Raw genomic sequence first — 26,974 nt, 5'->3', positions numbered from 1 at the left:
GACCCGCGGATGTCCACGGGTCGGGAGTCCTGCGCCCGACTGCCGGACGGCGTCTAGCCTGGGGCGTCCTCACATCCAGGCCACGCGGAGCAGAGCGGAGCCGAAAGACATGCAGGTGCAGCTGGAGCGTGCCCTCGAGCAGGTGCTCGCGCGCAACGCCGGGGAGCACGAGTTCCACCAGGCCCTCCACGAGGTGTTCGACAGCCTCGGGCCGGTGCTCGACCGCCACCCCGAGTACGTCGACGCCGCCGTCCTCGAGCGGCTGTGCGAGCCCGAACGGCAGATCATCTTCCGTGTCCCCTGGGTCGACGACTCGGGGACCGTGCAGATCAACCGGGGCTTCCGCGTCGAGTTCAACTCCGCACTCGGCCCGTACAAGGGCGGCCTGCGGTTCCACCCCTCGGTGTACCTCGGGATCGTGAAGTTCCTGGGCTTCGAGCAGGTCTTCAAGAACGCGCTGACGGGCATGCCGATCGGCGGCGGCAAGGGCGGCTCGGACTTCGACCCGCGCGGCAAGTCCGACGGCGAGGTCATGCGCTTCTGCCAGTCGTTCATGACGGAGCTGTACCGCCACATCGGCGAGTACACGGACGTGCCGGCCGGTGACATCGGCGTCGGCGGCCGTGAGATCGGCTACCTGTTCGGGCAGTACAAGCGCATCACCAACCGCTACGAGTCGGGGGTGCTCACGGGCAAGGGCCTCACCTGGGGCGGCTCGCTCGTCCGCAAGGAGGCGACCGGCTACGGCACGGTGCTCTTCGCGGAGAGCATGCTCCGGACGATCGGTGAGTCCTTCGACGGGCAGCGCGTGGTCGTCTCCGGTGCGGGCAACGTCGCGCTGTACGCGATCGAGAAGGCCCAGCAGCTGGGCGCGCACGTGGTCGGGTGCTCGGACTCGTCGGGCTACGTGCTCGACGAGAAGGGCATCGACCTGGACCTGCTGCGGCAGGTGCGCGAGGTCGAGCGCGGGCGCGTCTCGGTGTACGCCGAGCGTCGCGGCGCCGTGTACGTCCCGGGCCGCCGCGTCTGGGAGGTCGGTGCGCAGGTCGCGCTGCCGTGCGCCACGCAGAACGAGCTCGACGAGGACGACGCGCGCGCGCTCGTCGGCTCCGGCGTCAAGGTCGTCGCCGAGGGCGCGAACATGCCCACGACGCCCAAGGCGATCACGCTGCTGACCGAGTCGGGCGTGCTGTACGCGCCCGGCAAGGCCGCGAACGCGGGCGGTGTCGCGACCTCCGCGCTCGAGATGCAGCAGAACGCGTCGCGGGACTCGTGGACGTTCGAGCACACCGAGGAGCGCCTCGCGGCGATCATGCGCGACATCCACGACCGGTGCCTGACGACGGCCGACGAGTACGGCGTGCCCGGCTCGTACGTCGCCGGTGCCAACATCTCGGGCTTCGTGCGCGTCGCGGACGCGATGCTCGCGCTCGGCCTGGTCTGACGGCCGTGCGGCCCCGGTCGCCTCACGCGAGGCGACCGGGGCCGCGGCCCGTCGCGAACGGGTGAACCCGGACGTCCGGGCTGCAGTGCGCGCCCCGGACGGCCGCTGACGTGCTCATGGGTGGACGACCTCATGGGTGACCGACGCGCTGCTCAGCGCACCTCCGGAGCCCGGCTCGTGGCCGGCGCGCCCGTCCGGGCAGGCGTCCTCGCCGTGCTCCTCGCCGTGATCCTCATGGGGCTCCTCGCCGCGTGCGACGCCACCGCGGGTCCGGCCACGGCCACCCCGGCCGCCTCGTCGGCCGCTCCGGGCGAGGTCGACGCGCCCACCGCCGCACCCTCCGCGGCGGCGCCGCAGACGCCGGCACCCAGCACCGCCGCCGGAGCGGACGCAGCCGGCGGCCTGCTGGTGCGCACCGAGTCGCAGGCGGTCACCGCCTGGAGCGCGGCCACGGGAGAGGAGAAGCGACTCCTCGCGACGATCGCCCAGACCCCGCAGGCCGCCTGGGTGGGCGACTGGGTCGACGCCGGCGTGGCCCGTGACCAGGTCGCCCGGCTCACGTCGGCCGCCGCCGACTCGGGCACCACCGCGGTGCTCGTGGTGTACGCGATCCCGGGCCGCGACTGCGGGCTGCACTCCGCGGGCGGCGTCGCCGCCGACGCGTACGCGGCGTGGGTCGAGGCGGTGGCCGGCGGGATCGTCGGGCACCCCGTCGTCGTACTGGAACCCGACGCGCTCGCCCAGCTCGGCGACTGCGACGGCCAGGGCGACCGGGTCGCGCTCCTCGCCGCGGCCGCGCGCACCCTCGACGAGGCGGGCGCACGCGTCTACCTCGACGCCGGCCACAGCGGGTGGCTGCCCGTCGGCGAGGCGGTCGCGCGCATCCGCGCGGTCGGCACCGCGCACCTCGCGGGCTTCGCGCTCAACACGTCGAACTACCAGACCACCGCCGACGAGCGCGCGTACGGCGAGCAGGTCGCGGCGCAGCTCGACGGCCTGGGCTTCGTCGTCGACACCTCGCGCAACGGGAACGGCTCGAACGGCGAGTGGTGCAACGCGCGCGGTCGCGCGCTCGGCGAGGCGCCGCGGCTCGTCGACGACGGCACGGCGCTCGACGCGCTGCTGTGGGTCAAGTCTCCCGGCGAGTCCGACGGCACGTGCAACGGCGGGCCCGCCGCCGGGCAGTGGTGGCAGGAGATCGCCCTCGAGCTGGCGCGCAACGCGTCCTGACGTCGGTGCTCGGCCTCTCGTGCCGGGGGTCGGAAATGGAGCGGACGGGCGCGGGTGCGTCGGCCTACCGTCGGCGGTATGTCCTCCTCGCAGCGATGGCGTGTGGTGCGCGCCGACAAGGGTGCGGTGCTCGTCGTGCCCGACCTCGGCGTCCACGGACCCGCCCTCGCGGGGGTCGCCCCGGCACAGCCCGCCCCGACACAGCCCGCCCCGGCAGAGCCCGTGCGCGCGGCGCTCGCGCGCGACGGGCTCGCGGAGCACGACGAGGGGCGCGTCGTCCCCGCGGTCGGCGACTACGTCCAGCTCGACGACGCGGGCTGCGTCGCGCGGGTGCTGCCGCGCTCGTCGGCGCTCGTGCGGGACACCGCGGGCCGCACGTCGCTGACGCAGGTGCTCGCGGCGAACGTGGACGTCGTGCTCGTCGTGGAGCACCTGGACCCCGACCCGGACCTCGGGCGCGTCGAGCGGCTGCTGACCCTCGCGTGGCGCTCGGGCGCGACGCCGGTGGTGGTGCTGACCAAGGCGGACCTGGTCCCCGACCCGTGGGGGATGGCCGCTGACGTGCAGCGCGTCGCGCTCGGGGTCGACGTGCACGCGGTCACGGCGACCGCCGACGAGGGGCTGGGGCCGCTGCGCGCGGTGCTCACGCCGGGCACGACCCTCGTCGTGGTCGGACCCTCGGGAGCCGGCAAGTCGACGCTGGTCAACGCGCTCGCGGGCCGTGCGGCGATGCCGACCGGTGAGCGCCGCGCGGACGGCCGCGGCCGGCACACGACGACGCACCGGGAGCTGGTGCCGCTCGCGGGCGGCGCGGTGCTGATCGACACCCCGGGGCTGCGTGCGGTGGGTCTGGTGGCGGACGCCGAGGCGCTCGAGCACACGTTCGCGGACGTCGCCGCGCTGGCCGCCCGGTGCCGGTTCTCGGACTGCGCGCACCGGTCCGAGCCGGGGTGCGCGGTGCAGGCCGCGCTCGACTCGGGCGAGCTCGACGAGCGCCGGTTCGACAGCTGGCGCCGGCTCGAGCGTGAGGCGGCGTACCAGGAGCGGCGCGTGGACGTGCGGCTCGCGGCGGCCGAGCGCGCCCGCTGGAAGAAGCTCACGGCCGAGCACCGCCGCGGCCACCGCCCGGTGCCGCGGGCCTAGCCGGGGCGCCTCCCGCCCGGGCCGGTGCGGGCTGGCGAACGGGCGACGGACCTTGGGCCTACGGGCAGGAGCCCCGCGGTCGACCAGGCTGCTGCTCGTGTCGGAGCGCTCCCACACCGGCGGCGCCGGCGCGCGGACCGTCCCGACCCGGACCGAGATGGCGCGACGACAGGACGAGCGGTGACCGGCCTCTACCTCAGCACCCGGACGAAGGCGTACGCGGCCTGGCAGGCGTCGCACGGCGCGGACCGAGAGGCGCTCGAGCTGCTCGCGACGACCCCGCAGGCCACGTGGCTCGACGACCCGTCCGACCCGGACGCGACGCGCGAGCAGGTCCGCGAGCTCACCCGTGCCGCGCACGACGAGGGCAGCACGGCGGTCCTGGCGGTGTACGCGATCCCCGGCCGCGACTGCGGGCACTACTCCGCGGGCGGTGCCCCGGCGGAGCGGTACGGGCAGTGGGTGCGGGAGGTGGCCGCCGGCATCTGCGGTGCGCCGATCGTCGTGCTCGAGCCGGACGCGCTGCCGCAGCTCGGGGCCGGGGACCACCAGGGCGACCGCGTCGCGTACCTCGCGGACGCCGCGCAGGTGCTGCACGACGCCGGTGCGCGCGTCTACCTCGACGCGGGCCACTCGTCGTGGCTGACGCCGCGGGAGGTGGTGCGGCGCGTCGAGCTGGTGGGCACGCAGCACCTGACGGGCATCGCCCTGAACACCTCGAACTACCAGTGGACGGCCGACGAGCGCGGGTACGGCGAGGCGATCTGCGCCGAGCTGGACCTGCGGTTCGTCGTCGACACGTCCCGCAACGGCCGCGGGAGCGACGGGGAGTGGTGCAACGCGCGCGGCCGCGCGGTCGGTGACCTGCCGCGGCTGGTCGACGACGGCACGGCGTGCGACGCGCTGCTGTGGGTCAAGCCCCCGGGCGAGTCGGACGGCACCGGCAACGGCGGGCCGGCGGCCGGCGCGTGGTGGCAGGAGATCGCGCTCGAGCTCGTGCGCAACGCGACCTGAGCCGGGCCACCGGGCCGTGGCACCCGGCGGTGGGGGAGAATCGCGGGGTGCCTCCTCGCCGTCGAACCGATCCCGCCACGGGACGTGCGGCGCTCGCCGCGTGGCGAGCGGACCCCTCGTCGGTCCCGGACCGGCGCACGGCCGTGCGGTTCACGCTCGAGGAGCTCGCGGACGTCGCGCCCGGGCACACCGTCGAGGTGCGGGTGCCACCGGACGGTGCGGTGCAGGCCGTCGCAGGGCCGCGGCACACGCGCGGGACGCCGCCGAACGTCGTCGAGATGGACCCGCAGACGTGGCTCGAGCTCGCGACCGGCGCGCTGACGTGGGACGACGCGGTGCGCGACGCCCGGGTGCGCGCGTCGGGCGAGCGCGCGGACCTCGCGGACTGGCTGCCGCTCCAGGCGGCGCGCGAGCGCCCGGGCCGCTGACCGGCCCGGCGCGAGCCGGGACCCGCGGCGGGCTGACCTAGGATCGCGGGGTGTCGCACGACCCGCAGGACCCGCAGCGCCCCGACGAGCCCGCGTCGCCCCAGGGCGGTGACCCGGCCCCCTCGGAGGACGAGCTCGCGCGCCTCGCGGTGCCCGCGCGGGTGCGGCGGGCGCCCAAGTACGGGGTGTTCATCGTCGCGGGTGCGCTCGTCGGCGTCGTCGTCGGGCTGCTGCTCACGCTGTTCCTGGGTGCGGGCTCGGACGGCACGGGCTCGTCCGACGTGGCGTCGGGGACGGGCTTCATCTCGTTCCTCGACGGGCAGGGCTCGATCCGGCTGGTGATGGGGACCGCGGGTGCGGTCGTCGGCGGGTTCGTCGGCGGGGCGTTGGCGGTCCGCGCGGACCGGCGCAGCCGCGACCCGCTGGGCTGACCCGGGACCGGTCCCGTGCCGCGCGTCCGTGCTGCGGCGGGACGCGGCGCGGCTGACCTGCACTTAAACGATGTGGGCGACCGCCCGGTGTGGCCGGGGCGGGTGGACGTCGGGTTGCCTGGTCGCTACCGGCCCAGGGGCGTGCTCGCGCATCGACGTCGACGTCGACGCGCAGCGGCAGCGCACGTGCCGCAGCGTGTCCGCCGGACGCGCCCTGGGTCCGGTGCCCGTGTCCGCCAGTCCGAGGAGCATCCATGTCCGCCCGCAGAACCGCGTCCGCGCTGCTGACCGCCGCAGCGTTGTCCGTCACAGGCCTCACGGCCGTCGCGAGCACCGCGAGCGCAGCCGACGGCTGCCGCGTCGACTACACCGTCCAGAGCCAGTGGAACTCCGGGTTCCAGGGCGACGTCAAGATCACCAACCTGGGGTCCCCGCTCTCGTCGTGGACCGTCGCGTGGACGTTCCCGTCCTCGGGGCAGCGCGTCTCGCAGTCGTGGAACGCGAACGTCACGACGAGCGGCTCGCGCGTCTCCGCGTCGAGCATCGGCTGGAACGGCTCGCTCGGCACGGGTGCGTCGACCCAGTTCGGCTTCATCGGCTCGTTCACCGACTCGAACCCGGTGCCGACGTCGTTCACGGTCAACGGCGTGACGTGCACGGGCACCGTCACCCCGACGCAGGGCCCCACGCAGGGTCCGACCCAGGGCCCGACCCAGGGCCCGACGCAGGGACCGACCCAGGGCCCCACGCAGAACCCGCAGCCGTCGGGGGACCTGTACGTCGACACGGAGAACCAGTCGTACGCCGCCTGGCAGGCCGCGTCCGGCAGCACCAAGGACCTCCTGGCCAAGATCGCGCTGACCCCCCAGTCGGTGTGGATCGGCAACTGGAACAGCCCGTCGGTGTCGCAGCAGCAGATGCGTGACGCCACGAGCCGCGCCTCGGCCGCCGGCAAGACGGTCTCGGTCGTCATCTACGCGATCCCGGGCCGCGACTGCGGCTCGTACTCGGGCGGCGGCGTCGCCGAGAGCGAGTACGCGCAGTGGATCGACACGGTCGCGAGCGGCATCGTCGGCAAGCCGATCGTGATCCTCGAGCCGGACGCGCTCGCCCAGCTCGGTGACTGCGGCGGTCAGGGTGACCGCGTCGGCTTCCTGCGGTACGCGGCGAAGTCGCTCACGCAGGCCGGCGGCCGCGTCTACATCGACGCGGGCCACTCCGGCTGGCTGTCGGTGGACACCGCGGTGAACCGTCTGAACCAGATCGGCTTCCAGTACGCGGTGGGCTTCGCGCTCAACACGTCGAACTACCAGACGACGTCCGCGTCGCAGCAGTACGGCGAGCAGATCTCTCAGCGCCTCGGCGGCAAGGGCTACGTCATCGACACCTCGCGCAACGGCAACGGCTCGAACGGCGAGTGGTGCAACCCGCGCGGTCGCGCGCTCGGCGACAAGCCGCGCCTGGTGAACGACTCGACGGGCCTCGACGCCCTGCTGTGGGTCAAGCTGCCGGGTGAGTCGGACGGCACGTGCAACGGCGGCCCGGCCGCCGGCCAGTGGTGGCAGGACATGGCCCTGGAGCTCGCGCGCAACGCCAAGTGGTGACCACCTGACGACAGGTGAACGGGGGGCCATGCGTCCGCGGTCGGTGTGCGACCATGGACGCGTGGCCCCCCGCGCTGACGGACGACTGAACCACGACCTCCTCCCGGGCGAGAAAGGCCCCCAGGACGCCTGCGGCGTCTTCGGTGTCTGGGCACCGGGCGAGGAGGTCGCCAAGCTCACCTACTTCGGCCTCTACGCGCTGCAGCACCGCGGCCAGGAGTCCGCGGGCATCGCGACGAGCAACGGCAGCCAGCTCCTGGTCTACAAGGACATGGGCCTGGTCTCGCAGGTGTTCGACGAGACGGCCCTCAACGCCCTGCAGGGGCACATCGCCATCGGGCACGCGCGGTACTCCACCACCGGCGCGAGCAACTGGGAGAACGCCCAGCCGACGCTCGGCCCCACGGCCGCCGGCACCGTCGCGCTCGGCCACAACGGCAACCTGACGAACACCGCGGAGCTCGTCGAGCTCGTCGCGGAGCGGTACGGCAGCCAGCGGCGCGGCGAGCTCGCCCGCGGCAACACCACCGACACGGCGCTCATCACCGCGCTGCTCGCGGGGGACCCGGACCACACGCTCGAGGCCACCGCGCTCGAGGTCCTGCCGCGCCTGCGCGGCGCGTTCTCGCTCGTCTTCATGGACGAGCGCACGCTGTACGCGGCGCGTGACCCGCAGGGCGTGCGCCCGCTCGTGCTGGGCCGTCTGGAGCGCGGGTGGGTCGTGGCGTCGGAGACGCCGGCGCTCGACATCGTCGGCGCGAGCTTCGTGCGCGAGGTCGAGCCGGGCGAGTTCATCGCGATCGACTCCGACGGCCTGCGGTCGACGAAGTTCGCGACGCCCGAGCGCGCGGGCTGCATCTTCGAGTACGTGTACCTCGCGCGGCCGGACACCACGATCTCGGGCCGCTCGGTGCACGCCGCGCGCGTCGAGATGGGGCGTCGCCTCGCCGTCGAGCACCCGGTCGAGGCGGACCTCGTCATCCCGGTCCCCGAGTCGGGCACGCCCGCCGCGGTCGGCTACGCGCAGCAGTCGGGCATCCCGTTCGGGCAGGGCCTGACCAAGAACGCGTACGTGGGCCGCACGTTCATCCAGCCGTCGCAGACCCTGCGCCAGCTCGGCATCCGGCTCAAGCTCAACCCGCTGCGCGAGATCATCCGCGGCAAGCGGCTCGTCGTCGTCGACGACTCGATCGTGCGCGGGAACACCCAGCGCGCGCTCATCCGCATGCTGCGGGAGGCGGGTGCGGCCGAGGTGCACGTGCGGATCTCGTCGCCGCCCGTGAAGTGGCCCTGCTTCTACGGGATCGACTTCGCCAGCCGTGCCGAGCTCATCGCCAACGGCCTCACGCCCGACGAGATCGGCGCGTCGCTCGGAGCGGACTCCCTCGGCTACATCTCCGAGAGGTCCCTCATCGAGGCGACCGAGCAGCCCGCGAGCCAGCTGTGCACCGCGTGCTTCTCGGGCCGGTACCCCATCGAGCTCCCGTCGGCCGACCAGCTCGGCAAGCACCTGCTCGAGCAGAACGAGCTGCCCCTCGGTGCCCCCGAGGACGGCCTCGTCGCGATCATCCCGGGAGCGGGCGGCGCCACGGCGCTCGACCACCCCTGACCCCGCCGAACCCCGGCCGTCGCGCCGCGCCCCGCGCGTCCGCGGCCGACCCGACCACCCTTGGAGCGCCCGTGACCCAGCCCGACGAGAACGCCCCGCTGACGTACGCCGCGGCGGGCGTCGACACGGAGGCGGGCGACAAGGCCGTCGAGCTCATGAAGGACGCCGTGCGCGCGACGCACGGCCCGCGCGTCCTCGGCGGGGTCGGCGGTTTCGCGGGTCTGTACGACGCGAGCTTCCTCACGCGCTACCGCAAGCCGCTGCTCGCGACGTCGACCGACGGCGTGGGCACCAAGGTCGCGATCGCGCAGGCGCTCGACGTGCACCACACCATCGGATTCGACCTGGTGGGCATGGTCGTCGACGACATCGTGGTGGTCGGCGCCGAGCCGCTGTTCATGACCGACTACATCGCCACGGGCCGCGTGGTGCCGGAGCGGATCGCGGACGTCGTGCGCGGCATCGCGGACGCGTGCCGGGTCGCGGGCACCGCGCTCGTCGGTGGCGAGACCGCGGAGCACCCCGGCCTGCTGGCACCCGACGAGTACGACGTGGCGGGCGCCGCGACGGGCGTCGTCGAGGCCGACGAGCTGCTCGGCCCGGAGCGGGTGCGCGCGGGCGACGTGCTGGTGGCGTTCGCGTCGTCCGGCCTGCACTCCAACGGCTACTCGCTCGTGCGCGCGGTCGTGCGCCAGGCGGGCTGGGGCCTCGAGCGGCACGTCGACGAGCTGGGCCGCACCCTCGGCGAGGAGCTGCTCGAGCCGACGCGCGTGTACGCGTCCGACTGCCTGGCGATCGCCCGCCGTGCGGGCACGGCGGGGGTGCACGCGTTCAGCCACGTCACGGGCGGCGGGCTCGCGGCGAACGTCGCGCGCATCCTGCCGGCCGGGCTGGTCGCGGACGTCGACCGTGGCGGCTGGCTCGTGCCGCCGGTGTTCTCGATGGTGCAGAGGCTGGGTCAGGTGCCGTGGACGGACCTCGAGGGCACGCTCAACCTGGGCGTCGGCATGGTCGCGGTCGTCGCGGCCGACGCGGTCGACGGGGTCCTCGCGCACGCCGGCGAGGTCGGTCTGCCCGCGTGGGAGCTCGGGACCGTGCGCGCGGCCGGTGAGCGCGACGTCGTCGGTGCGCCCGGGTTCGTCTCCGGGACCAAGGGCGTCGAGGGCGGCGCCGTGAGCCTGACCGGGGAGTACCGCACCCGCTGACACGTCAACGGCGCTGCGGGGCTCACCCGCAGCGCCGTCAGCACGACTCGTGAGCACGACTCGTCGACGAGAGTCGACGACGAGACGCGTCGACGCGAGACGTCAGCGAAGGTCGACGACGAGAGTCGTCGACGAGACACACGTCAGCGGGAGTCGGAGGACGACGAGCGTGGCAGGTGCGCGCTCAGCGCCCCGGCACCGCGGGGGTCACCGCTCGTCGTCGAGCCAGCGGCGGTAGTCCTCGGGAGGCTCGTCCTCGGTGTCCAGCGCGGCCACACCGCGACGGTCCACGGGATCGTGGTTGCGAGACGCCAGCTCCTGCTCGAGGGCTCGGTAGTTGGTCTCCGGGCTGAAGTACTTCAGCTCCCGGGCCACCTTCGTCTGCTTAGCCTTCTGACGGCCGCGCCCCATGGCATCGACCCCCTCTAACGTGGAAGCGGGGCGGCACCGTGCTCACACGTGCGGCCCCGGGGTGCTGAATCGTCTGTTCGTGCCGTAACGCTACATGGAACTCAGTTGTTCCGGCCACTCACGGGAGGGCGACTCGCATCACGTTCACTCAGGGCGCACCGGTCCGACACCGTGTCGGGCGGAGCGCGGGGGCGGCGTCGTGCGCCCGCGTGCGACACCGGGCCCGGGGGCGCGCGGCGGCGCGGCCTTCCGGGGTCGAGACCGCCTCGTCTCGCATGGGCGAATCGCCCGGTTTAGTGTGGGTGATGCGGGCGCTGGCCTGCCGAGTCGTCGGATCCCAGGGCCGAGATGTACTATTTCGTAATGAAATCGTAGCCCGGAATGCGCTGCATGCCGGGTTCGCACATGCTAATGGTGCGGGCCGCGCGGACGTCGTCCGAACGGCATCCAGGTCCGTGCTGACACACCAGCCACCACACCGGTGGCCCCGGTGGGAGGGGAGTCCCACCCGGCCGCCCGTCCGCCAGGAGGCATCCGCATGACCGCCAAGCCCGCAACGTCCGAGAACCTGCTCACCCCGTCCGAGGTCGCAACCCTGTTCCGTGTCGACCCGAAGACCGTGACCCGCTGGGCCAAGGCCGGCAAGCTGTCGTCGATCCGCACCCTCGGCGGGCACCGCCGCTACCTCGAGTCCGAGGTGCAGGCCCTGCTCGAGGGGATCCCGCAGCAGCGGGTCTCCTGACACCGCCGGCGGGTCCGCACCCGCCGCAGCGACGAGGACCCCGGACGCGTGCCCGCGTCCGGGGTCCTCGTGCGTCGTCGGGCGTGACGCGCGGTCGTGCGCGTGCGCTCGTCGTGCGGGTGCCTGTCGTGCTGGTGCTCAGCGGCGGGCGAGCCGCAGCACCACGATCGCGGTCACGAACGCCACGCCCACCCCCACGCCGGCCAGCACCTTGCGGGCGTGCGCCCGGTCGGCCGGATCGGCCTCCGGGCTGGTCGCGTCGGACGCCAGCCGACGCGCGGTGGCGATCGCCGCGTCCGCCTGCGCGCGGGGTGCCAGGCGCGCGGTGAGCTCGTCGACGGTCGTGGCGAGCTGGTGCCGCGTCGCGGCGATGTCCGCCTCGACCGCGAGCATCGCGGGCGTCGTGAACCGCTCCGGTGTGCTCTTGTCGTCGCTCATCGGGCGTCTCCTTCCAGTGGCACGGTCCAGGGGCGCGGCGCGCTCACGACGCGGCGCCCTTGAGGGCGTCGACGTCCGCCTGCACGCTCGCGATGGCGGCCTGCGGGCTCGGCGGGGCGCCCTTCTTGACGGCCCTGAGCCCGACGAGCGCGAGCACCACCACCGCGACGAGCAGCAGGAGCGTCACGACGAGCGCGGCGACCCACAGGGGCATCCAGAGGTCCAGCACGATCACGAGCGTCATCAGGACCGCCGCGAGCAGGTAGAGCGCGAGCACGCCGGCGGCCGCGAGAAGCCCCGCACCCGCGCCCAGCAGCTTCGCGCGCTCGGCGATCTCGGTCTTGGCCAGCTGGATCTCGGCGCGCACCAGCCGCGAGGTCTGCTCGCTCAGGTCGCTCACGAGCTGACCGAGCGAACGCTGCCCCGGGGGATCCGCGTGCGTCGTCATGGTGTGCCTCTCCTCGTCGTGCGCGCCCGTCCCGCACGCGGTGCGTTCGGGGCCTTGTCGTCAGGCTCTCCAGTCTGGTGGCGGCCTCGTCGTGCCGCGAGGCGAGACGACCCGCCGTGCCGCGACGAGCCTCCGTCCCGCGACGACCCGCCGTGCCGACGCGTCAGTCGGCCCAGGGGTGGACCTGCTCGCCCGCGGGGTGCGTGGGCTCGCGGATCTGGGTGAGGTCGACCATGGGGGTCCGCGGCAGGTGGCTGCGGCCCCAGGCCGCGAAGCCGGCGGCCAGGAGCACGAGCGCGAGGCCGACGAGCAGCGCCGAGAGCCACGGCTCGACGACGTGCGCCAGGCCGATGACGGCGGCCGTGACGAACAGCGCGAGCCCGAGGAACGTGAGCACGGCGGCCGCCGCGAACGCGATCGCGGACGGGCGGACCTCGACGGCCCGCGTGCGGACGCTCGCGCTGACGGCGTCGATCTCGGCCTGGATCGACGCGCGCACGCGGTCCTCGGCCTGGCCGATCTTCTCGCGGGCGCGCTCGGCGATCGGCTCGGTGAGCCGGTCGAGCAGTCGGCGGCGTTCGGGGCCTGTCTCGCTGGTCACGGGCTCCTCCTCGCGGGGCACGGTGTGCCGCCAGCCTAGTCAGGAGGAGGGCCCGTGGGCCCGGATCACGCGCGCGTCGTCGCAGGTCGCGTCGGGGGTGGCCGCGCGGCTGCGGAGACGACGAAGCCCGCCAGGCTGCTCCCTGGCGGGCTTCGTGCGGTGGCTCCGACCGGCGTCGATCCGGTGACCTTTCGATTTTCAGTCGAACGCTCTACCAACTGAGCTACAGAGCCGTGAGGGCGTGCCCTCGAACGACGATGCCGGCCACGAGTGACCGGCATGTGTCGAGCGACCCCGACGGGACTTGAACCCGCGACCTCCGCCGTGACAGGGCGGCGCGCTAACCAACTGCGCTACGGGGCCTCGTGGTGAGACCTGTACTGCGTTTTCACCTGCACTTGCTCGTACCCCCAACGGGATTCGAACCCGTGCTACCGCCGTGAAAGGGCGGGGTCCTAGGCCGCTAGACGATGAGGGCGTCGCCCCTGACGTCGAGGCGTCGGTTGACCGTGGATGAGCATACGGGGTCACGGGCCGGATCCCCAAACCGGTTCGTGGGCGGGCTTGGTCACACCGGTCAGGGGGCAGGATGGGGTCGTGGTCGAGATGTCGCGCGAGGAGTTCGAGGACGCCGTCCGGGACGCGCTCGACGAGATCCCGCCGGAGCTCGCCGAGGTGATGGACAACGTCGTCGTGCTCGTCGAGGACGACCCGCCGCCCGGGGACGAGGACCTGCTGGGCCTGTACGAGGGTGTGCCGCTCACCGAGCGCACGCACCAGTGGGCCGCCGGGTCCCTGCCGGACCGCATCACGGTCTTCCGCAACCCGACGCTCGAGATCTGCGAGACGCGCGAGGACGTCGTGGAGGAGGTCGCCATCACGGTGGTGCACGAGGTCGCGCACCACTTCGGCATCGACGACGACCGGCTGCACGAGCTCGGCTGGGCGTAGATGGCCCGGCGCACCGGTCGGCCCTAGGGTCGGCGCATGAGGTCGGTGCAGGTCGGGGTGGTGATCCTGCCGCAGGAACGGTGGGCCACGCAGCGCGAGAAGTGGCGCCGCGCGCAGGAGATGGGGTTCGCGCACGCGTGGACCTACGACCACCTGGCGTGGCGCAGCCTGGCCGACGAGCCGTGGTTCGCGACCGTGCCGCTGCTCGCGGCCGCGGCCGAGGCGACCGACCGGATCGGGCTCGGCACGTTCGTCGCGTCCCCGAACTTCCGGCACCCCGTGCCGTTCGCCAAGGACGTGATGGGTCTCGACGACGTCTCGGGCGGGCGGTTCCTGCTCGGGGTCGGCGCCGGCGGCGAGGGGTTCGACGCGTCGGTGACGGGTCCGGCGCCGAGCCGGGGAGAGCGCACGCGCCGGTTCGAGGAGTTCGTCGGGCTGCTGGACACGCTGCTCACGCAGCCCGTTACCGAGCACGCGGGGGAGTTCTACACGGCGCACGACGCCCGCATGGTGCCCGGGACCCTCGCGCGGCCGCGCACGCCGTTCGTCGTCGCGGCCGCCGGTCCGCGCACCATGACGCTCGCGGCGCGGTACGGGCAGGGGTGGGTCACCTACGGTGCGGCGTACGCCACCGAGGACGTCGAGGACCAGCCCGCGCGGGCGCAGGAGCGCTGGTGGGCGGCGCTCGAGCAGCAGGTCGCGCAGTTCGACGAGATCGAGCGCGCGCACCGGCCCGGCGACGTGCCGCTGCGGCGGTACCTGAGCCTCGACGGCGCCCCCGTCTACTCGTTGACGTCCGCACAGCTCGCGGCCGAGGGGGTCGAGCGCGCGGCGGCACTCGGCTTCACGGACGTCGTGGTGCACTGGCCGCGCGCGCACGGCATCTACGCCGGGTCGGAGCGCGCGCTCGAGGAGCTCGCGGCGACGCTGCGCTGACGCGTCAGTGCGCCGTGCGGGCCTCCCAGGCGCTGCGCACCATGTCGTCGATCGTGTGCGTCATGCGCCAGCCGAGGTCGCGCGCCGCGAGCTCGCCCGACGCGACGATGCGTGCCGGGTCGCCCGCGCGCCGCTCGGTCACCTCGGGCGTGAAGTCGATGCCGGTGGCCGCGGCGACGGCGGTCATGATCTGGCGCACCGACAGCCCGTCACCCGAGCCCAGGTTGTAGACGCGCTCGAGCGCGCCGCCCTCGGCGAGCATGCGCGCGGCCGCGACGTGCGCGTCCGCGAGGTCCGCGACGTGGATGTAGTCGCGCACGCACGTGCCGTCGGGGGTGGGGTAGTCGTCGCCGCGGATCTGGGGCGTGCGGCCGGCGAGCAGGGCCTCGAACACCAGCGGGAACAGGTTGTGCGGGCTCGTGTCGTAGACGTCCGGGGTCCCGGAGCCGACGACGTTGAAGTACCGCAGGCTCGTGTGCTTGAGGCCGGTGGCACGGCCCTGGTCGCGCAGGAGCCACTCGCCCACGAGCTTGGACTCGCCGTAGGGCGACTCGGGCGTCGTCGGCGTGTCCTCGGTGACGAGCTCGACGTCGGGCGTGCCGAACACCGCGGCCGACGAGGAGTACACGATCGCGTCGACCCCCTGCTCGGCCATGACCTCGAGGAGCGTGAGCGTGCCCGCGACGTTCTGCCGGTAGGTGTGCAGGGGGCGGTCCACCGAGACGCCCGCGTACTTGAAGCCCGCGAGGTGCACGACGCCCTCGACGCCGTGCCGCGCGAGCGTGTCGGCGACGACGTCCGCGTCGTCGACCGAGCCGCGCACGAAGGGGACGCCCGCCGGGACGAACTCCTCGTGGCCGCTGGACAGGTCGTCCAGCACGACGGGCTCGAGCCCGACCTTCGTGAAGGCGCGCACCACGTGCGCACCGATGTACCCCGCCCCGCCGGTCACCAACCACGTCATGCGTCCGAGGGTAGCCGTCCGGGCCGAGGGAAGCGACACAAGGTCGATCAGAAACCAACATCATCCGACAGGATCGCGCGGGCGGCTCGCGCATGATGCCACGGATGGGTGAACCTGCGGTGTTCGGATCTGATCGAACGCGCCCGGGCGAGAACGCCGAGAAGCGGCGCGTGTGACGAACCGGACGGCGGGAGGGCCCGCGGCGCGGACCGCCGGTGGCGCGGATGTCGGTGGCGGTCGCGATGATCGGGGCATGCCTCGCGAGCGTCCGGCCGTCGTCGGTGTCGTCGACACCGCGCAACGACGCGCGCGCCTCGCGCGTCGGCACGGGCTCGTCGAGCCGCTGCCCGACCTGCACGCCGCGGTCCGGGCGCTCGTCGTGCTGCACGGCACCGACGCGTCCGGCCCGTACCTGGCCGCGTGGGCCCGGGTGCCGGGGTTCGCGACGAGCGACCTCGACGACGCCCTGTACCGCGACCGCACGGTCGTCCGGCAGCTCGCCATGCGCCGCACGCTGTGGGTGGCCGGCACCGACCTGCTGCCCGCGCTCGTCGCGTCGCCGGGGGCGCGGGTCGCCGGCGCCGAGCGGCGCCGGCTGCTCAAGGAGCTCGCGCAGGACGGCCGCTACCCCGACCCGCAGGGGACGCTGACGCGCGCCGAGGCCGGCGTGCTCGCGGCGCTCGCGGACGGCCGCTCGCGGACCGCGGCGGAGCTGCGCGACGAGGTCCCCGAGGCCGGTGGTGTGTTCCGGGCCGCCGGCGGCACCCGGTGGGCGCAGGAGCTGGCGGTCATGCCGCGGCTGCTGACGATCCTCGGCGCGAGCGGGCTCGTCGTCCGCGCCGAGAACCGCGGCGGGTGGACCGTGTCCCGGCCCTCGTGGGCGCTCGCCGAGCGATGGCTGGGCGGCCCGCTCGTGCTGCCCGACGCGGCCGCCGCGCACACCGAGGTCGTGGCGCGCTGGCTGCGGGCGTTCGGGCCCGGGACCGAGCGGGACCTGCAGTGGTGGCTCGGCTCGACCCTGACCGCGGTGCGCCGCTCGCTCGCGGACGTGGGCGCGGTCCCGGTCGGGCTCGAGGGGAGCCAGGACGTGGGGTGGCTGCTGCCGGACGACCTCGAGCCGGTCGAGCCCGCCGGGCCGTGGGCGGCGCTCCTGCCGGCGCTGGACCCGACCACGATGGGCTGGGCCGCACGCGACTGGTACCTGGGACCGCACGCGAGGCAGGTGGTCGACGCGGTCGGCAACGCCGGGCCGACCGTGTGGGTCGACGGGCGCGTCGTCGGGGCGTGGTCCGCGAGCAGCGGGACGGTCGAGGTGGCGCTGCTCGAGGACGTGCCCACGCCCGCCCGCGCCGCGATCGCCGACGAGGTCGAGCGCCTCACCGCGTGGCTCGCGGGCGGCACCGTGTCGCCCACCTTCCCGTCGCCGCTGTTCGGCGGCCGGCGTCACGCGCCCGAGCCGGCGGCGGCCGCCTCGTCGGCCGTGCCCGCCGCACCGCGGGGCTGAGGTCGGCCCGGTGGTGGAGCAGCTGTCCCGGCGCGACGCGAGGTGGATCGCCGTGCGGGCGCAGGACCCGGTGGACGGGGAACCGTGGGACAGCGAGGTGCGCGGCGCGGTGCACGCGCAGCTCAGGGACCTCGGGGAGTGGTTGGGGCTGCGGATCGAGCGGTGACGGGTCATGGTGGTCGTCACACGGTCGGGTGACGACAAACCCTCCAGATCGTGCGCGCGTGTGCCGAACAACGACGTGAACCCACTCGCGAGGAGACCCTCCCATGCGCTTCCGGACGCGTACCTCGAGCCTCGGTGCGCTCGGCACCGCCGCGGTCGTCGCGGCCGCCGTGATCGGTGCCGCACCCGCGACCGCCTCGACCATCGACCCGCCCCCGCCGTCGCTCACGCGCGCGGCGGAACGTGCGGCGGCCACGAGCGACGCCGCGAGCGAGAAGCGCCTCGACGCGGCCGCGGCCGTGCCGGACGACCTCACGACGCGGCGCACCGCGAGCGGACGCGTGCTCGCCCTCCCGCTCGTCGACGAGTCGTACGCGCTGACCTCCGCGTGGGGTGCTCGGTGCATCCCCGTCAAGGGTGCGTCCACGTTCCACTACGGGCTGGACATGGGCACGGGCGACAAGAAGCCGATCTACGCGGTCGCGAGCGGCGTCGTCACCCACGTCGTGCCGCCGACGAAGGGTGCCGCGGGCTACCTGACGGTGAAGTCCGAGATCGAGGGCGTGCCGACGTGGATCGCGTACGTGCACCCGTGGGACCCGGGCAAGTACGTCAAGGTGGGTACCAAGGTGAAGGTCGGCAACCGCATCGCCGAGGTCGGCGCCTCCGGCCCCGCGACCGGGCCGCACCTGCACCTCGAGGTGTGGCAGAACGCGTTCTACGGCTCGGGCACGTCGGTCGACCCGAAGACGTGGTTGTCCGGCTTCAAGCTGCCGGTGGTGGACCGCGCGACCGCGGACAACACGCAGCCGGCGCCGACGCGCTGCTACTACTACCCGACGACGAGGCTCAACCTGCGCGCCGGTCCGTCGGTCGGCAACACGCTCCTCGCGACGCTCAAGCCGAACACGCGCATGCTCAACACGCCGGGCATCAAGCGCAACGGCTTCATCCCGGTGACGGTCGCGCTCGACGGTGCGCGCGTGCGCGGCTGGGTGCACACCGACTACATCTCGCAGGTGAAGACCTACCACCTCACGGTCGACGCGACCGTGCGCGCCGCCGCGAACGCGCAGGCCAAGGCGCTGTTCCTGGGCAAGAAGGGCACGCCGGTGAGCATCAAGGAGGCCTCCGGCGGGTGGCGCAAGGTGATCATCAAGGGCACCACGGGCTGGGTGCCGCGCACGTCGGTCGGCGCCGGGCTCGGGTGACGCCCGTGCCGCAGGCCGCGCCGCGCGGCCGGCCCGGTCACCCGGGCGCTCACCGTGCGTACTGGCCGTACCCCGTCAGGTACGCGCTGGTGGCGGCCTTCGCGGTGCAGCCGGTGACCGACCCGGTGTAGCCGATGCGGCCCGTGGTGGCGTTGCGCTGCTTGACCAGCGACTCGCCCGGGGCCTCGTGGTAGGACTTCGAGTAGCCCGCGAACAGGTTGCGCTTGACCGAGACGAGGTCGTGGCGCTCGAGCTCCCACGTCTTGACCGCGGCGTCGTACGACGTGCGGGTCGCGGGCTGGTTGGCGATGAGGTTGCGCCACAGCGAGACGTCCTGCGCGGCGACCCCGACCGTCACGCCGGCCGCGCCGCCGAGCATCGTGTTGTACCGGATCGTCACGTGGCGCGGGCTGTCCTGCCAGGTGTCCCACGTCGACGCCGAGGCCTTGATCTGCGCGCCGTTCGGGGCGGCCGCGAGAAGGTTGCGCTCGATCATGCCGCCGCTCGAGTAGATGCCGGCCATCAGGTAGATGTTGTGGTCCATGCCGTGCGCGTGCGTCCCGTTGTTCGTGCGGATGCAGTTGTAGGCGATGGTGTAGTCGTTCGGTCCGGCGGCGCGCTGCGTCGAGGGTGACGCGCCCCGCGCGCCGGGCGTCACCATGAGGTTGGCCGTCTCGCGCGAGCCGCTGACCTCGTTGTTCGTGAACACCCAGCCCGTCCCGCCCTGGATGTGCACGACCGCCTGACCGCGGCCCTGGATGGTGCGGTTGTACGTGAAGTGGATCCCGCGGACCGTCCAGTGGCTCGCGTTCTTGAGCTGGAGCGTGCCGTTCAGCTCGACGCGCTCGCCCGGCTGGCTCTGCAGCTCGATGGGCTTGGTCGCGGTGCCCACGGCGGCGCCGTAGCCCGCCGCCTCGCGGTACGTCCCGCCGCGCACGACGATGACGTCGCCCGGGCGGCCCGCGCGGATCGCCGCGGTGATCGTGCGCAGCGGGCGTGACCTCGTCGCGGCCGGGCACGTCGCCTGGTCGCGGGAGTTCTTGCGCAGGCACACGTGCCGGTCGACCGTCTTGGTGCCCCACGACGTGGCGTACGTGTACGTGTCGGAACCGTTGGTGGCGACGTACATCGTGCGGGCGCCGGAGGTGGCCTTCGCGACGACCTTCGAGCGCACGCCGTAGTACGGGTCGGACGTCGCCGCGGTCGCGGTCGTCGCGGGGAGCGCAACGAGCGTCCCGACGAGCGCGGCGACGAGCGTCCCTGCCGTGAGCAGGCGGCGGCCGGTGGTGCTCGGCCGGGTGCGCGGCGGGCGGCGCATCTCGGTGGTGGCGGGCATCGCGTCTCCTCGTCGTCCCGGTCCGGCGCGCTCGTCGGACCGGTGCGTGCCGCTCGGCGAGGCTAACCCCGGGCCGGGAACGTTCGAAGGGCTGCGCGGACAGGACGTCCGCGACGTGCCGGACGAACCGGGGCGAGCCGGGACGGACCGACCGCAGCGACCGAGGGTGAGGTTGCGCCCGGCACCCCGGGGCGTCCACCAGGCGGACGCCCCGGGTCGTCCCGGCGGACGGCTCAGGTCACGCGGTGCGGGCGCGTGCGCCCCGAGGCGCGGGACGCGGTGCGCCGGGAGAGGGCGGGGTCCGTCACCGCGCGTGCGGCTTGGTGGCGCGGACGACCGCGCTGTGCATGCCGTCGGCGACGGCGTGGGTGAAGCGGACCTCGGCGTCGTGGAAGCCCGCGGCCGCGAGCCCCTCGAGGTACTCGGCGCGCGAGAGCGCACCGGCGATGCAGCCGACGTACGAGCCCCGCTCGGCCCGGTCGTCGGGCGACAGGTGGTCCTCGGCGACGACGTCGGAGATGCCCAGCCGGCCGCCGGGTGCGAGCACGCGGAACGCCTCGGCGAGCACCGCGGGCTTGTCCGGGGACAGGTTGACCACGCAGTTGGAGATGACCACGTCGACGCTGGCGTCGTCGAGCGGCAGGTCCTCGATGACGCCCTTGCGGAACTCGACGTTCGTCGCACCCGCCTTGGCCGCGTTGGCGCGGGCCAGGTCGAGCATCTCGTCGGTCATGTCGACGCCGTAGGCGAAGCCCGTGGGGCCGACGCGGCGGGCCGAGAGCAGCACGTCGATGCCGCCGCCCGAGCCCAGGTCGAGCACGCGCTCGCCCTCGCGCAGCTCGGCGACGAGCAGCGGGTTGCCGCAGCCGAGCGAGGCGGCCAGCGCCTCGGCGGGGATGCTCGCGGCGTCGTCCGCGCCGTAGAGGCCGGCCCCGAACCGCTCGTCGACGAGCGCGTCCGTGCCGCACCCGCCGCCGCAGCAGCCGGCGTCTGCGGTCGCGGACGGGGCGCTCTGGACGGCGGCCTGTGCGTAGCGGGCCCGGACCTGCTCGCGGATGTCCTGCATGATGACTCCTCCAGACATTGATGGGTGTCGATGGCAGGAGCGTCGCGCAGATATCGACCAGTGTCAATATCGACCGTTGTCGATGCGTGAGGCATGATGGGGGCGTGCCTCTCGAGCTGCTCCCCGTGACCGCCGCACCGTCGGCCGCGTGCTGCACGCCGGCGCGCGGACCGGTCCTCAGCGCCCAGGACGCGGAGGGCGTCGCGCGCACCCTCAAGGCGCTCGCGGACCCCGCCCGCCTCCGGCTGCTGTCGATCCTCGCGGCGCACGACGAGGGCGGGGCGTGCGTGTGCGACCTGACCGAGCCCGTCGGGCTCACGCAGCCGACGGTCTCCCACCACCTCAAGGTGCTCACCGAGGCGGGCCTCGTGACGCGGGAGAAGCGCGGGGTGTGGGCGTACTACGCGCTCGTGCCGGGAGCGGTCGACGCGATCGCCTCGCACCTGGCGACCCACCTGACCCCCCGCCCCCCGGCCTGACGACACCGTCCGCCGACACCGCCCCCCCACCGCACACCGCGCACCGCCCCCGCACCAACCCGCCGAGCGCGCACGCTCCGGCGCGAGTGCGGACGCCGTTCGTGCGCGGTCGCGTGCCACCGTGCGCGCTCGGCGGGGTAGCGCTTGCCCGATGGGAACGGGTCCGGGCGGTCCGAACCGTTTCATCGGTGAAGACGAGGCTTCCCTGAGGGGCGAGCGCACGCGATGTTAAGGCTCACATCGCGCGGAGACCGGGTCTGCGCGACACCGCGACCGGGCCGCATCCCGGGGCGCGGTCGACCTCGCACCTGACTCGAAGGAGAGCAGCATGAGATCACGCGTCCAGGGGCCGGCCCACCGGGCCAGGCGGTCCGAGCGGGGGCGCCGGCGTCTGCGTTGGGTGTCGACGGTCGTCGCCGGCGTCACCGCAGCGTCGGCGGGCGTCCTTGCGCTCGTCGTCGCACCCGCCGCCACGGCCGCGACGGTGGACACCAACGCGTCCTACGTCCTGGTCAACCGCGGCAGCGGCAAGGCCCTCGACGTCTACAACCTGTCGATGGCCGACGGCGCCCGCATCGCGCAGTGGACGCGCAACGACGGCGCGCAGCAGCAGTGGCAGTTCGTCGACTCCGGCAATGGCTACTACCGGCTGAAGTCGAAGCTGTCGGGCAAGGTGCTCGACGTCTACAACTGGTCGACGGCCGACGGCGGCGCGATCGTCCAGTACGCCGACTACAACCAGACCAACCAGCAGTTCCGTCTGCAGGACACGTCGAACGGCTACGTCTCGCTGATCAGCCGGCACTCCGGCAAGGCCGTCGAGGTGCAGGGCGCCTCCACCGCCGACGGCGCGAACGTCGTCCAGTACGCGAACTGGGGCGGGAACAACCAGCAGTGGCAGCTGGTGCGCGTGGGCTCGTCGCCGACGACGAACCCGACCACGAACCCCACGACGAACCCGACCCAGAACCCGGGCACGTGCGAACTGCCGTCGTCGTACCGCTGGTCGTCCACGGGTGCGCTGGCGCAGCCGCGTTCGGGGTGGGCGTCGCTGAAGGACTTCACGGTCGCGCCGTACAACGGCCAGCAGCTCGTCTACGCCACGACGCACGACTTCGGCAGCTCGTGGGGCTCGATGAACTTCGGGCTGTTCTCGAGCTACTCGCAGATGGGCTCCGTGAGCCAGAACCAGATGCCGTTCTCGGCGGTCGCCCCCTCGCTGTTCTACTTCGCGCCCAAGAACATCTGGGTGCTCGCGTACCAGTGGGGCGGCCCGGCGTTCTCGTACCGCACGTCGACCAACCCGGCCAACGTGAACAGCTGGTCGTCCGCCCAGACGCTGTTCTCGGGCAGCATCTCCGGCTCGGGCACCGGCCCGATCGACCAGGCCGTGATCGGCGACAGCCAGAACATGTACCTGTTCTTCGCCGGTGACAACGGCAAGATCTACCGCGCCTCGATGCCGATCGGGAACTTCCCCGGGTCGTTCGGCTCGTCGTCGACCGTCGTCATGAGCGACACGACGAACAACCTGTTCGAGGCCGTGCAGGTCTACAAGCTCCAGGGCCAGAACAAGTGGCTCATGATCGTCGAGGCCATCGGCTCGCAGGGCCGGTACTTCCGGTCCTTCACGACGACGAACCTGGGCGGCTCCTGGACGCCGCAGGCGACCAGCGAGTCCAACCCGTTCGCGGGCAAGGCGAACAGCGGTGCCACGTGGACGAACGACATCAGCCACGGTGAGCTGCTGCGCACCAGTGCGGACCAGACCAACACGGTCGACCCGTGCAACCTGCGGCTGCTCTACCAGGGCCGCAGCCCGAGCTCCGGCGGCGACTACGGCCAGCTGCCGTACCGCCCGGGCCTGCTGACCCTCCAGCGGTAGTCCCTCCAGGCGGGCCTGGCTGGACCCGCCCTGAGGCGCCCGCCTCGCGCCACCGCTCCCGGCTCTGCCGGGCTGGCGCGAGGCGGGCGCCTCGGCGTCCCTGCCGCACGCTCGGTGCCCGCCGACGCTCGGGCCGGTCTCGGGCGGCGAATCGATTCGGCGGCGTCCACCCCCTTCGGGGGCGCTCCTCGCCGGTGCAATGTGAAGGCTCACATCCGTGGTTCGACCGGTGGTGGGACGGCACCGTGGCCGTCTCCCGACCACCGGGACGGCCCGTGTCCATCAGACCGAGGAGCGTCCAATGACCACCCGTACCAGGTCCACCCGGGCGGCAGCCGCGCTGCTGTCCGCCGCCACGCTCGTGATCGGCGGCCTCACCGTCGCGGCGAGCTCCGCGACCGCGGCCGAGGGATGCCGCGTCGACTACACCGTCCAGAACCAGTGGCCCGGCGGGTTCCAGGGTGACGTCAAGGTCACCAACCTCGGTTCGGCGATCTCGTCGTGGAAGGTCACGTGGACGTGGCCGTCCTCCGACCAGAAGATCCAGCAGGCATGGAACGCCGACGTCACCTCGTCGGGCTCGCAGGTGTCCGCCTCCAGCGTCAGCTGGAACGGCGCGCTCGGCACCGGCGCCAGCGCCTCGTTCGGCTTCCTCGGCAGCGCCGGCTCGTCGAACCCCGCGCCGACGAGCTTCGCCGTCAACGGCGTCGCGTGCACCGGCACCGTCCCGACGCAGACCCCGACGCAGACCCCGACGCAGACCCCGACGCAGACGCCCACGCAGACCCCCACGCCGACCCCGACACCCACCCCGACGCAGACCCCGCCCCCCACCACGTGCCAGCTGCCGTCGTCGTACCGCTGGTCGTCCACGGGCGCGTTGGCGCAGCCGCGTTCGGGGTGGGCGTCGCTGAAGGACTTCACGGTCGCGCCGTACAACGGCCAGCAGCTCGTCTACGCCACGACGCACGACTTCGGCAGCTCGTGGGGCTCGATGAACTTCGGGCTGTTCACCGAGTACTCGCAGATGGCCTCGGCCAGCCAGAACCCGATGCCGTTCAGCGCGGTCGCGCCGTCGCTGTTCTACTTCGCGCCCAAGAACACCTGGGTCCTGGCCTACCAGTGGGGCGGTCCCGCGTTCTCCTACCGGACGTCGTCGAACCCGGCGAACGTCAACAGCTGGTCGTCGGCGCAGACGCTGTTCTCGGGCAGCATCTCCAACTCCGGGACGGGCCCGATCGACCATGCGCTGATCGGCGACGACCGGAACATGTACCTGTTCTTCGCCGGTGACAACGGCCGGATCTACCGGGCGTCGATGCCGATCGGGAACTTCCCCGGCAGCTTCGGGTCGAACTACACGACGATCATGACCGACTCGACGAACAACCTGTTCGAGGCCGTACAGGTCTACAAGCTCCAGGGCCAGCAGCGGTACCTCATGATCGTCGAGGCCATCGGCAGCCAGGGGCGCTACTTCCGGTCCTTCACGGCGACCGACCTGGGCGGGTCCTGGACCCCGCAGGCGGCGTCCGAGTCGAACCCGTTCGCGGGCAAGGCGAACAGCGGTGCCACGTGGACGAACGACATCAGCCACGGTGAGCTGCTGCGCACCAGCGCGGACCAGACCATGACGGTCGACCCGTGCAACCTGCGCCTGCTCTACCAGGGCCGCAGCCCGAGCTCGGGCGGCGACTACGGCTTGCTGCCGTACCGCCCGGGCCTGCTCACGCTCCAGCGCTGACCACCTGGCGCTGCACCGGCGCCCCACCTGGACCGCCCCGTACCGCTCGGCCACGACCTCTTCCCTGGTCGACGCGGTGCGGGGCGGTCCGCCCGTCGGGGGACCGGTCAGGCGGTCGCCGGGACGAAGACAACCGCCTTGTCGCGGTACATGAGGGCCCCGTACTCGTTCACGGCGACGAACGAGCCCGGCACGTCGACGGTCACGTCCTCGCCGGTGCGCCCGTCGAGCACGACGCTCGCGCCGGGCACGCGCCCGTACACGTGACCGCCGAAGACCACGGGGCGCTCGACCGCGACGCGCCCGTCGGTCGGCAGGGTCCACAGCGGCTCGAGCGTGCGGGGGTCGAGCGCGCGCAGCCCGCCGCCGACGTCGTACAGCAGGTCGCCGTCCCGCACCGGCCGCTCGAGCGTGACGTCCAGGTCCCGCACGACCTCTCCCGTGCGGGGGTCGATCACGGCGGTCCACGGGTCCGCGCCCGTGTACGGGCCGGCGGTCACGACGAGGCCCTCGTCGGTCGCCAGCGCCGCGGCCGACGAGACCGCCGTCGCCACCTCGTCGCCGCCGCTCCACAGGACGTCGCCGGTCGTCGGGTCGAGACCGAGGAGCTGCGGGTATCCCGGACCGTCGCCGCCCTCGGGGACCTCCGCGACGACGAGCACCGCGTCGGCCGTCACCGCCTGCACCGTGCCCGGGCGGGACCACAGCACGGTTCCGTCCACGGCGGACAGCGCCGCGGCCTGGCCCGCCGCGCTCACGACCACGCGCTCGTCGTCGACCGCCTCCACCCGGACCGGCCCGGACTCGGCGAGCACGGTGTCCTCGTCGTCGACCTGGGCGTCCCACACCGGTTCCCCGCTCGCGGCGGTGACGGCGAGGACCTCGAACGCGTCCCGAGCGGCGGTCGTGCCCGAGCCGGGGACGTGCACGGGCAGGACGGCGTAGAGCGTCGCGCCGTCGTCGCTCGGCACCGGGGCTCCCGGCCGGCGGTCGCTGTAGAACACGTCGGCGGGAGCGTCGTCGGGCGCGTGCGGGAAGCGTGTCTCCCACGCCGTGCCGCCGGTGGCGAGGTCGACCGCGCCGACGCTGGTCGCGGTGACGCCGAACGCCGTCGGGCCGGACAGCAGGAAGCCGCTGGTGAAGTCGCCCGCGACGTTCGCCTCGAGTGCGGGGAGCGTGACGGGCACGGGGTCGCCCTCGAAGCGGGTCGGCGAGTCGAACGTGCGCAGCGTGATCGGGGCGGGCGTCGGCGTCGTGCGCGCCGTCGTCTGCGAGGTGGCGGGTGCGGACGGTTCCGGCGACGCGGTGCACGCCGCGGTCGCCAGGACCAGTGCGACGAGACCGGCGGTGCCCAGTTTGTGGTGATTCACGCGCGTGACTATGGCATGTCCCGTGACGCGGCGGCGCCGGCGCCCGGAATGCGCCCGGCCCCCACCGCCGACTGCGCACGTCCCGACTCGACCGCGCACGCTCGACGTGAGCAGTCGCGTCGGAACGTCCGCGCTCGCGCGGGTGGGGTGGGATGTGGCCCAGGTCGGGAGTGCCGGTGCCCGGGTCAGAGGGGCTTCTTGAAGAAGACGGCGGAGTCCTCGTAGCCGAGGGCGGTGTAGAAGTCCCCTGCACGGCGGCTCGCGAGGGCGAGGTAGGCGGCGCCGGACCGGTGCGCCCAGTGCTCGGCGTGGCGCATGAGCTCGCGCCCGACGCCCGACCTGCGGTGGGGCTCGACGACCATGACCTCCTCGACCCAGGCGACCGGGCCGTTGGCGAGGAACGTCAGATGGCGGTGGGCGAGCAGGTACCCGACGACCTGGCCCTCGGACTCGGCGACCACGACGAGCGCGTCGGGGACGTCGCGCAGGTGCTGCCAGGTCGTGTCGAACGACTCCCGGCGCGGGGTGAACGACGTCGCGAAGTCGCGGGCGAGGGGCCAGACGTGGTCGGCGTCGTCGGGCCGCGCGGCGCGGACGAGCAGGGTGTCGGGCACC

At 73.6% G+C, this 26,974-nt stretch carries 27 protein-coding genes and 3 tRNA genes; 18 read left to right on the top strand and 12 right to left on the bottom strand.

Annotated elements, in window-relative coordinates; translation table 11 throughout:
- Nucleotides 1-109: 109 nt before the first annotated feature.
- The 9 genes from gdhA (at nt 110) to purM (ending at nt 10,108) form a co-directional block, all read left to right on the top strand.
- Nucleotides 110-1,444 carry an NADP-specific glutamate dehydrogenase gene (gene gdhA, locus CBP52_RS10765; RefSeq protein WP_094180940.1) on the top strand — a complete coding sequence of 445 codons (1,335 nt, stop codon included), beginning with the start codon at nt 110-112 and terminating at the stop codon, nt 1,442-1,444.
- A 132-nt stretch (nt 1,445-1,576) separates the two neighbouring features.
- Nucleotides 1,577-2,674, top strand: a complete 1,098-nt coding sequence (locus CBP52_RS10760) for a glycoside hydrolase family 6 protein (RefSeq protein ID WP_232514446.1) — start codon at nt 1,577-1,579, stop codon at nt 2,672-2,674.
- 78 nt (nt 2,675-2,752) lie between these two features.
- A complete protein-coding gene (gene rsgA, locus CBP52_RS10755; protein WP_094180939.1) occupies nt 2,753-3,817 on the top strand; it encodes a ribosome small subunit-dependent GTPase A in 1,065 nt (354 codons plus the stop codon).
- A 180-nt stretch (nt 3,818-3,997) separates the two neighbouring features.
- Nucleotides 3,998-4,831, top strand: a complete 834-nt coding sequence (locus CBP52_RS10750) for a glycoside hydrolase family 6 protein (protein WP_157732578.1) — start codon at nt 3,998-4,000, stop codon at nt 4,829-4,831.
- 47 nt (nt 4,832-4,878) lie between these two features.
- Nucleotides 4,879-5,259, top strand: a complete 381-nt coding sequence (locus CBP52_RS10745; protein ID WP_094180937.1) for a sterol carrier family protein — start codon at nt 4,879-4,881, stop codon at nt 5,257-5,259.
- A 50-nt stretch (nt 5,260-5,309) separates the two neighbouring features.
- Nucleotides 5,310-5,690 (top strand): histidine kinase, encoded by a 381-nt coding sequence (locus CBP52_RS10740; protein WP_094180936.1) that lies wholly within the window; start codon nt 5,310-5,312, stop codon nt 5,688-5,690.
- 254 nt (nt 5,691-5,944) lie between these two features.
- The gene (locus CBP52_RS10735) at nt 5,945-7,294 is read left to right on the top strand and encodes a glycoside hydrolase family 6 protein (RefSeq protein ID WP_094180935.1); all 1,350 of its coding nucleotides are present in this window, start codon (nt 5,945-5,947) and stop codon (nt 7,292-7,294) included.
- 61 nt (nt 7,295-7,355) lie between these two features.
- Nucleotides 7,356-8,903, top strand: coding sequence for an amidophosphoribosyltransferase (gene purF / locus CBP52_RS10730; RefSeq protein WP_094180934.1), 1,548 nt, complete (start codon nt 7,356-7,358; stop codon nt 8,901-8,903).
- Between the two features lie 71 nt (nt 8,904-8,974).
- Nucleotides 8,975-10,108, top strand: a complete 1,134-nt coding sequence (purM, locus tag CBP52_RS10725) for a phosphoribosylformylglycinamidine cyclo-ligase (RefSeq protein WP_094180933.1) — start codon at nt 8,975-8,977, stop codon at nt 10,106-10,108.
- Nucleotides 10,109-10,315: 207 nt separating this feature from the next.
- On the opposite strand, the gene CBP52_RS10720 is transcribed toward purM, so the two are convergent.
- Nucleotides 10,316-10,519: a DUF3073 domain-containing protein gene (locus tag CBP52_RS10720; RefSeq protein WP_094180932.1), complete on the bottom strand. Its 204-nt coding sequence runs from the start codon at nt 10,517-10,519 to the stop codon at nt 10,316-10,318.
- Nucleotides 10,520-11,057: 538 nt separating this feature from the next.
- On the opposite strand from CBP52_RS10720, the gene CBP52_RS10715 reads away from it, so the two are divergent.
- Nucleotides 11,058-11,261, top strand: coding sequence for a BldC family transcriptional regulator (locus CBP52_RS10715; protein WP_094180931.1), 204 nt, complete (start codon nt 11,058-11,060; stop codon nt 11,259-11,261).
- A 138-nt stretch (nt 11,262-11,399) separates the two neighbouring features.
- Here the strand turns inward: CBP52_RS10715 and CBP52_RS10710 are convergent, their stop codons facing one another.
- From CBP52_RS10710 to CBP52_RS10685, 6 genes are all read right to left on the bottom strand, one after another.
- The gene (locus CBP52_RS10710) at nt 11,400-11,699 is read right to left on the bottom strand and encodes a DUF3618 domain-containing protein (protein ID WP_094180930.1); all 300 of its coding nucleotides are present in this window, start codon (nt 11,697-11,699) and stop codon (nt 11,400-11,402) included.
- Nucleotides 11,700-11,742: 43 nt separating this feature from the next.
- Entirely contained in the window at nt 11,743-12,147 is a 405-nt protein-coding gene (locus tag CBP52_RS10705; RefSeq protein WP_094180929.1) for a phage holin family protein, read from the bottom strand.
- Nucleotides 12,148-12,310: 163 nt separating this feature from the next.
- Nucleotides 12,311-12,748, bottom strand: a complete 438-nt coding sequence (locus CBP52_RS10700) for a phage holin family protein (protein WP_094180928.1) — start codon at nt 12,746-12,748, stop codon at nt 12,311-12,313.
- A gap of 160 nt (nt 12,749-12,908) precedes the next feature.
- Nucleotides 12,909-12,981 (bottom strand) — tRNA-Phe (locus CBP52_RS10695).
- 56 nt (nt 12,982-13,037) lie between these two features.
- Nucleotides 13,038-13,111: transfer RNA gene (locus CBP52_RS10690), tRNA-Asp, on the bottom strand.
- Nucleotides 13,112-13,153: 42 nt separating this feature from the next.
- A tRNA-Glu gene (locus CBP52_RS10685) sits at nt 13,154-13,226 on the bottom strand.
- A 128-nt stretch (nt 13,227-13,354) separates the two neighbouring features.
- Between CBP52_RS10685 and CBP52_RS10680 the strand changes: the two genes are divergently transcribed.
- Together CBP52_RS10680 and CBP52_RS10675 are read left to right on the top strand one after the other, a co-directional pair.
- Complete coding sequence (locus tag CBP52_RS10680; RefSeq protein ID WP_166772193.1) at nt 13,355-13,699, top strand: metallopeptidase family protein; 345 nt, start codon at nt 13,355-13,357, stop codon at nt 13,697-13,699.
- A 36-nt stretch (nt 13,700-13,735) separates the two neighbouring features.
- Nucleotides 13,736-14,635, top strand: coding sequence for an LLM class flavin-dependent oxidoreductase (locus CBP52_RS10675; protein WP_094180926.1), 900 nt, complete (start codon nt 13,736-13,738; stop codon nt 14,633-14,635).
- 4 nt (nt 14,636-14,639) lie between these two features.
- Here CBP52_RS10675 and galE read toward each other — a convergent pair whose 3' ends face one another.
- Nucleotides 14,640-15,599, bottom strand: a complete 960-nt coding sequence (gene galE, locus CBP52_RS10670; RefSeq protein WP_094180925.1) for a UDP-glucose 4-epimerase GalE — start codon at nt 15,597-15,599, stop codon at nt 14,640-14,642.
- A gap of 253 nt (nt 15,600-15,852) precedes the next feature.
- On the opposite strand from galE, the gene CBP52_RS10665 reads away from it, so the two are divergent.
- The 3 genes from CBP52_RS10665 to CBP52_RS10660 all read left to right on the top strand — a co-directional run bounded on the left by CBP52_RS10665 (nt 15,853) and on the right by CBP52_RS10660 (nt 18,479).
- Complete coding sequence (locus tag CBP52_RS10665) at nt 15,853-17,103, top strand: winged helix DNA-binding domain-containing protein (protein WP_094180924.1); 1,251 nt, start codon at nt 15,853-15,855, stop codon at nt 17,101-17,103.
- A gap of 10 nt (nt 17,104-17,113) precedes the next feature.
- Nucleotides 17,114-17,269 carry a hypothetical protein gene (locus CBP52_RS17590; protein WP_157732577.1) on the top strand — a complete coding sequence of 52 codons (156 nt, stop codon included), beginning with the start codon at nt 17,114-17,116 and terminating at the stop codon, nt 17,267-17,269.
- Between the two features lie 103 nt (nt 17,270-17,372).
- The gene (locus CBP52_RS10660; RefSeq protein WP_094180923.1) at nt 17,373-18,479 is read left to right on the top strand and encodes a M23 family metallopeptidase; all 1,107 of its coding nucleotides are present in this window, start codon (nt 17,373-17,375) and stop codon (nt 18,477-18,479) included.
- A gap of 49 nt (nt 18,480-18,528) precedes the next feature.
- Here CBP52_RS10660 and CBP52_RS10655 read toward each other — a convergent pair whose 3' ends face one another.
- On the bottom strand, nt 18,529-19,815 hold the full coding sequence (locus CBP52_RS10655; protein ID WP_094180922.1) for a DUF1565 domain-containing protein: 1,287 nt from the start codon (nt 19,813-19,815) through the stop codon (nt 18,529-18,531).
- A 304-nt stretch (nt 19,816-20,119) separates the two neighbouring features.
- Entirely contained in the window at nt 20,120-20,881 is a 762-nt protein-coding gene (arsM, locus tag CBP52_RS10650; RefSeq protein ID WP_094180921.1) for an arsenite methyltransferase, read from the bottom strand.
- A 104-nt stretch (nt 20,882-20,985) separates the two neighbouring features.
- On the opposite strand from arsM, the gene CBP52_RS10645 reads away from it, so the two are divergent.
- From CBP52_RS10645 to CBP52_RS18250, 3 genes are all read left to right on the top strand, one after another.
- On the top strand, nt 20,986-21,360 hold the full coding sequence (locus CBP52_RS10645) for a helix-turn-helix transcriptional regulator (RefSeq protein ID WP_232514445.1): 375 nt from the start codon (nt 20,986-20,988) through the stop codon (nt 21,358-21,360).
- 328 nt (nt 21,361-21,688) lie between these two features.
- On the top strand, nt 21,689-23,245 hold the full coding sequence (locus tag CBP52_RS10640) for a non-reducing end alpha-L-arabinofuranosidase family hydrolase (protein ID WP_094180919.1): 1,557 nt from the start codon (nt 21,689-21,691) through the stop codon (nt 23,243-23,245).
- 301 nt (nt 23,246-23,546) lie between these two features.
- Entirely contained in the window at nt 23,547-24,989 is a 1,443-nt protein-coding gene (locus CBP52_RS18250) for a non-reducing end alpha-L-arabinofuranosidase family hydrolase (protein WP_094180918.1), read from the top strand.
- Between the two features lie 107 nt (nt 24,990-25,096).
- On the opposite strand, the gene CBP52_RS10630 is transcribed toward CBP52_RS18250, so the two are convergent.
- Complete coding sequence (locus CBP52_RS10630; protein WP_198303433.1) at nt 25,097-26,359, bottom strand: PQQ-binding-like beta-propeller repeat protein; 1,263 nt, start codon at nt 26,357-26,359, stop codon at nt 25,097-25,099.
- A 185-nt stretch (nt 26,360-26,544) separates the two neighbouring features.
- Nucleotides 26,545-26,973 (bottom strand): GNAT family N-acetyltransferase, encoded by a 429-nt coding sequence (locus CBP52_RS10625; protein ID WP_094182321.1) that lies wholly within the window; start codon nt 26,971-26,973, stop codon nt 26,545-26,547.
- Between the last annotated feature and the right edge of the window lies 1 nt (nt 26,974).

The organism is Cellulomonas sp. PSBB021, from assembly GCF_002240455.1.
Classification (GTDB): domain Bacteria; phylum Actinomycetota; class Actinomycetes; order Actinomycetales; family Cellulomonadaceae; genus Cellulomonas; species Cellulomonas uda.
The sequence above is the reverse complement of the archived record's forward strand: the minus strand, read 5'-3'. Positions and strand labels throughout refer to the sequence as shown.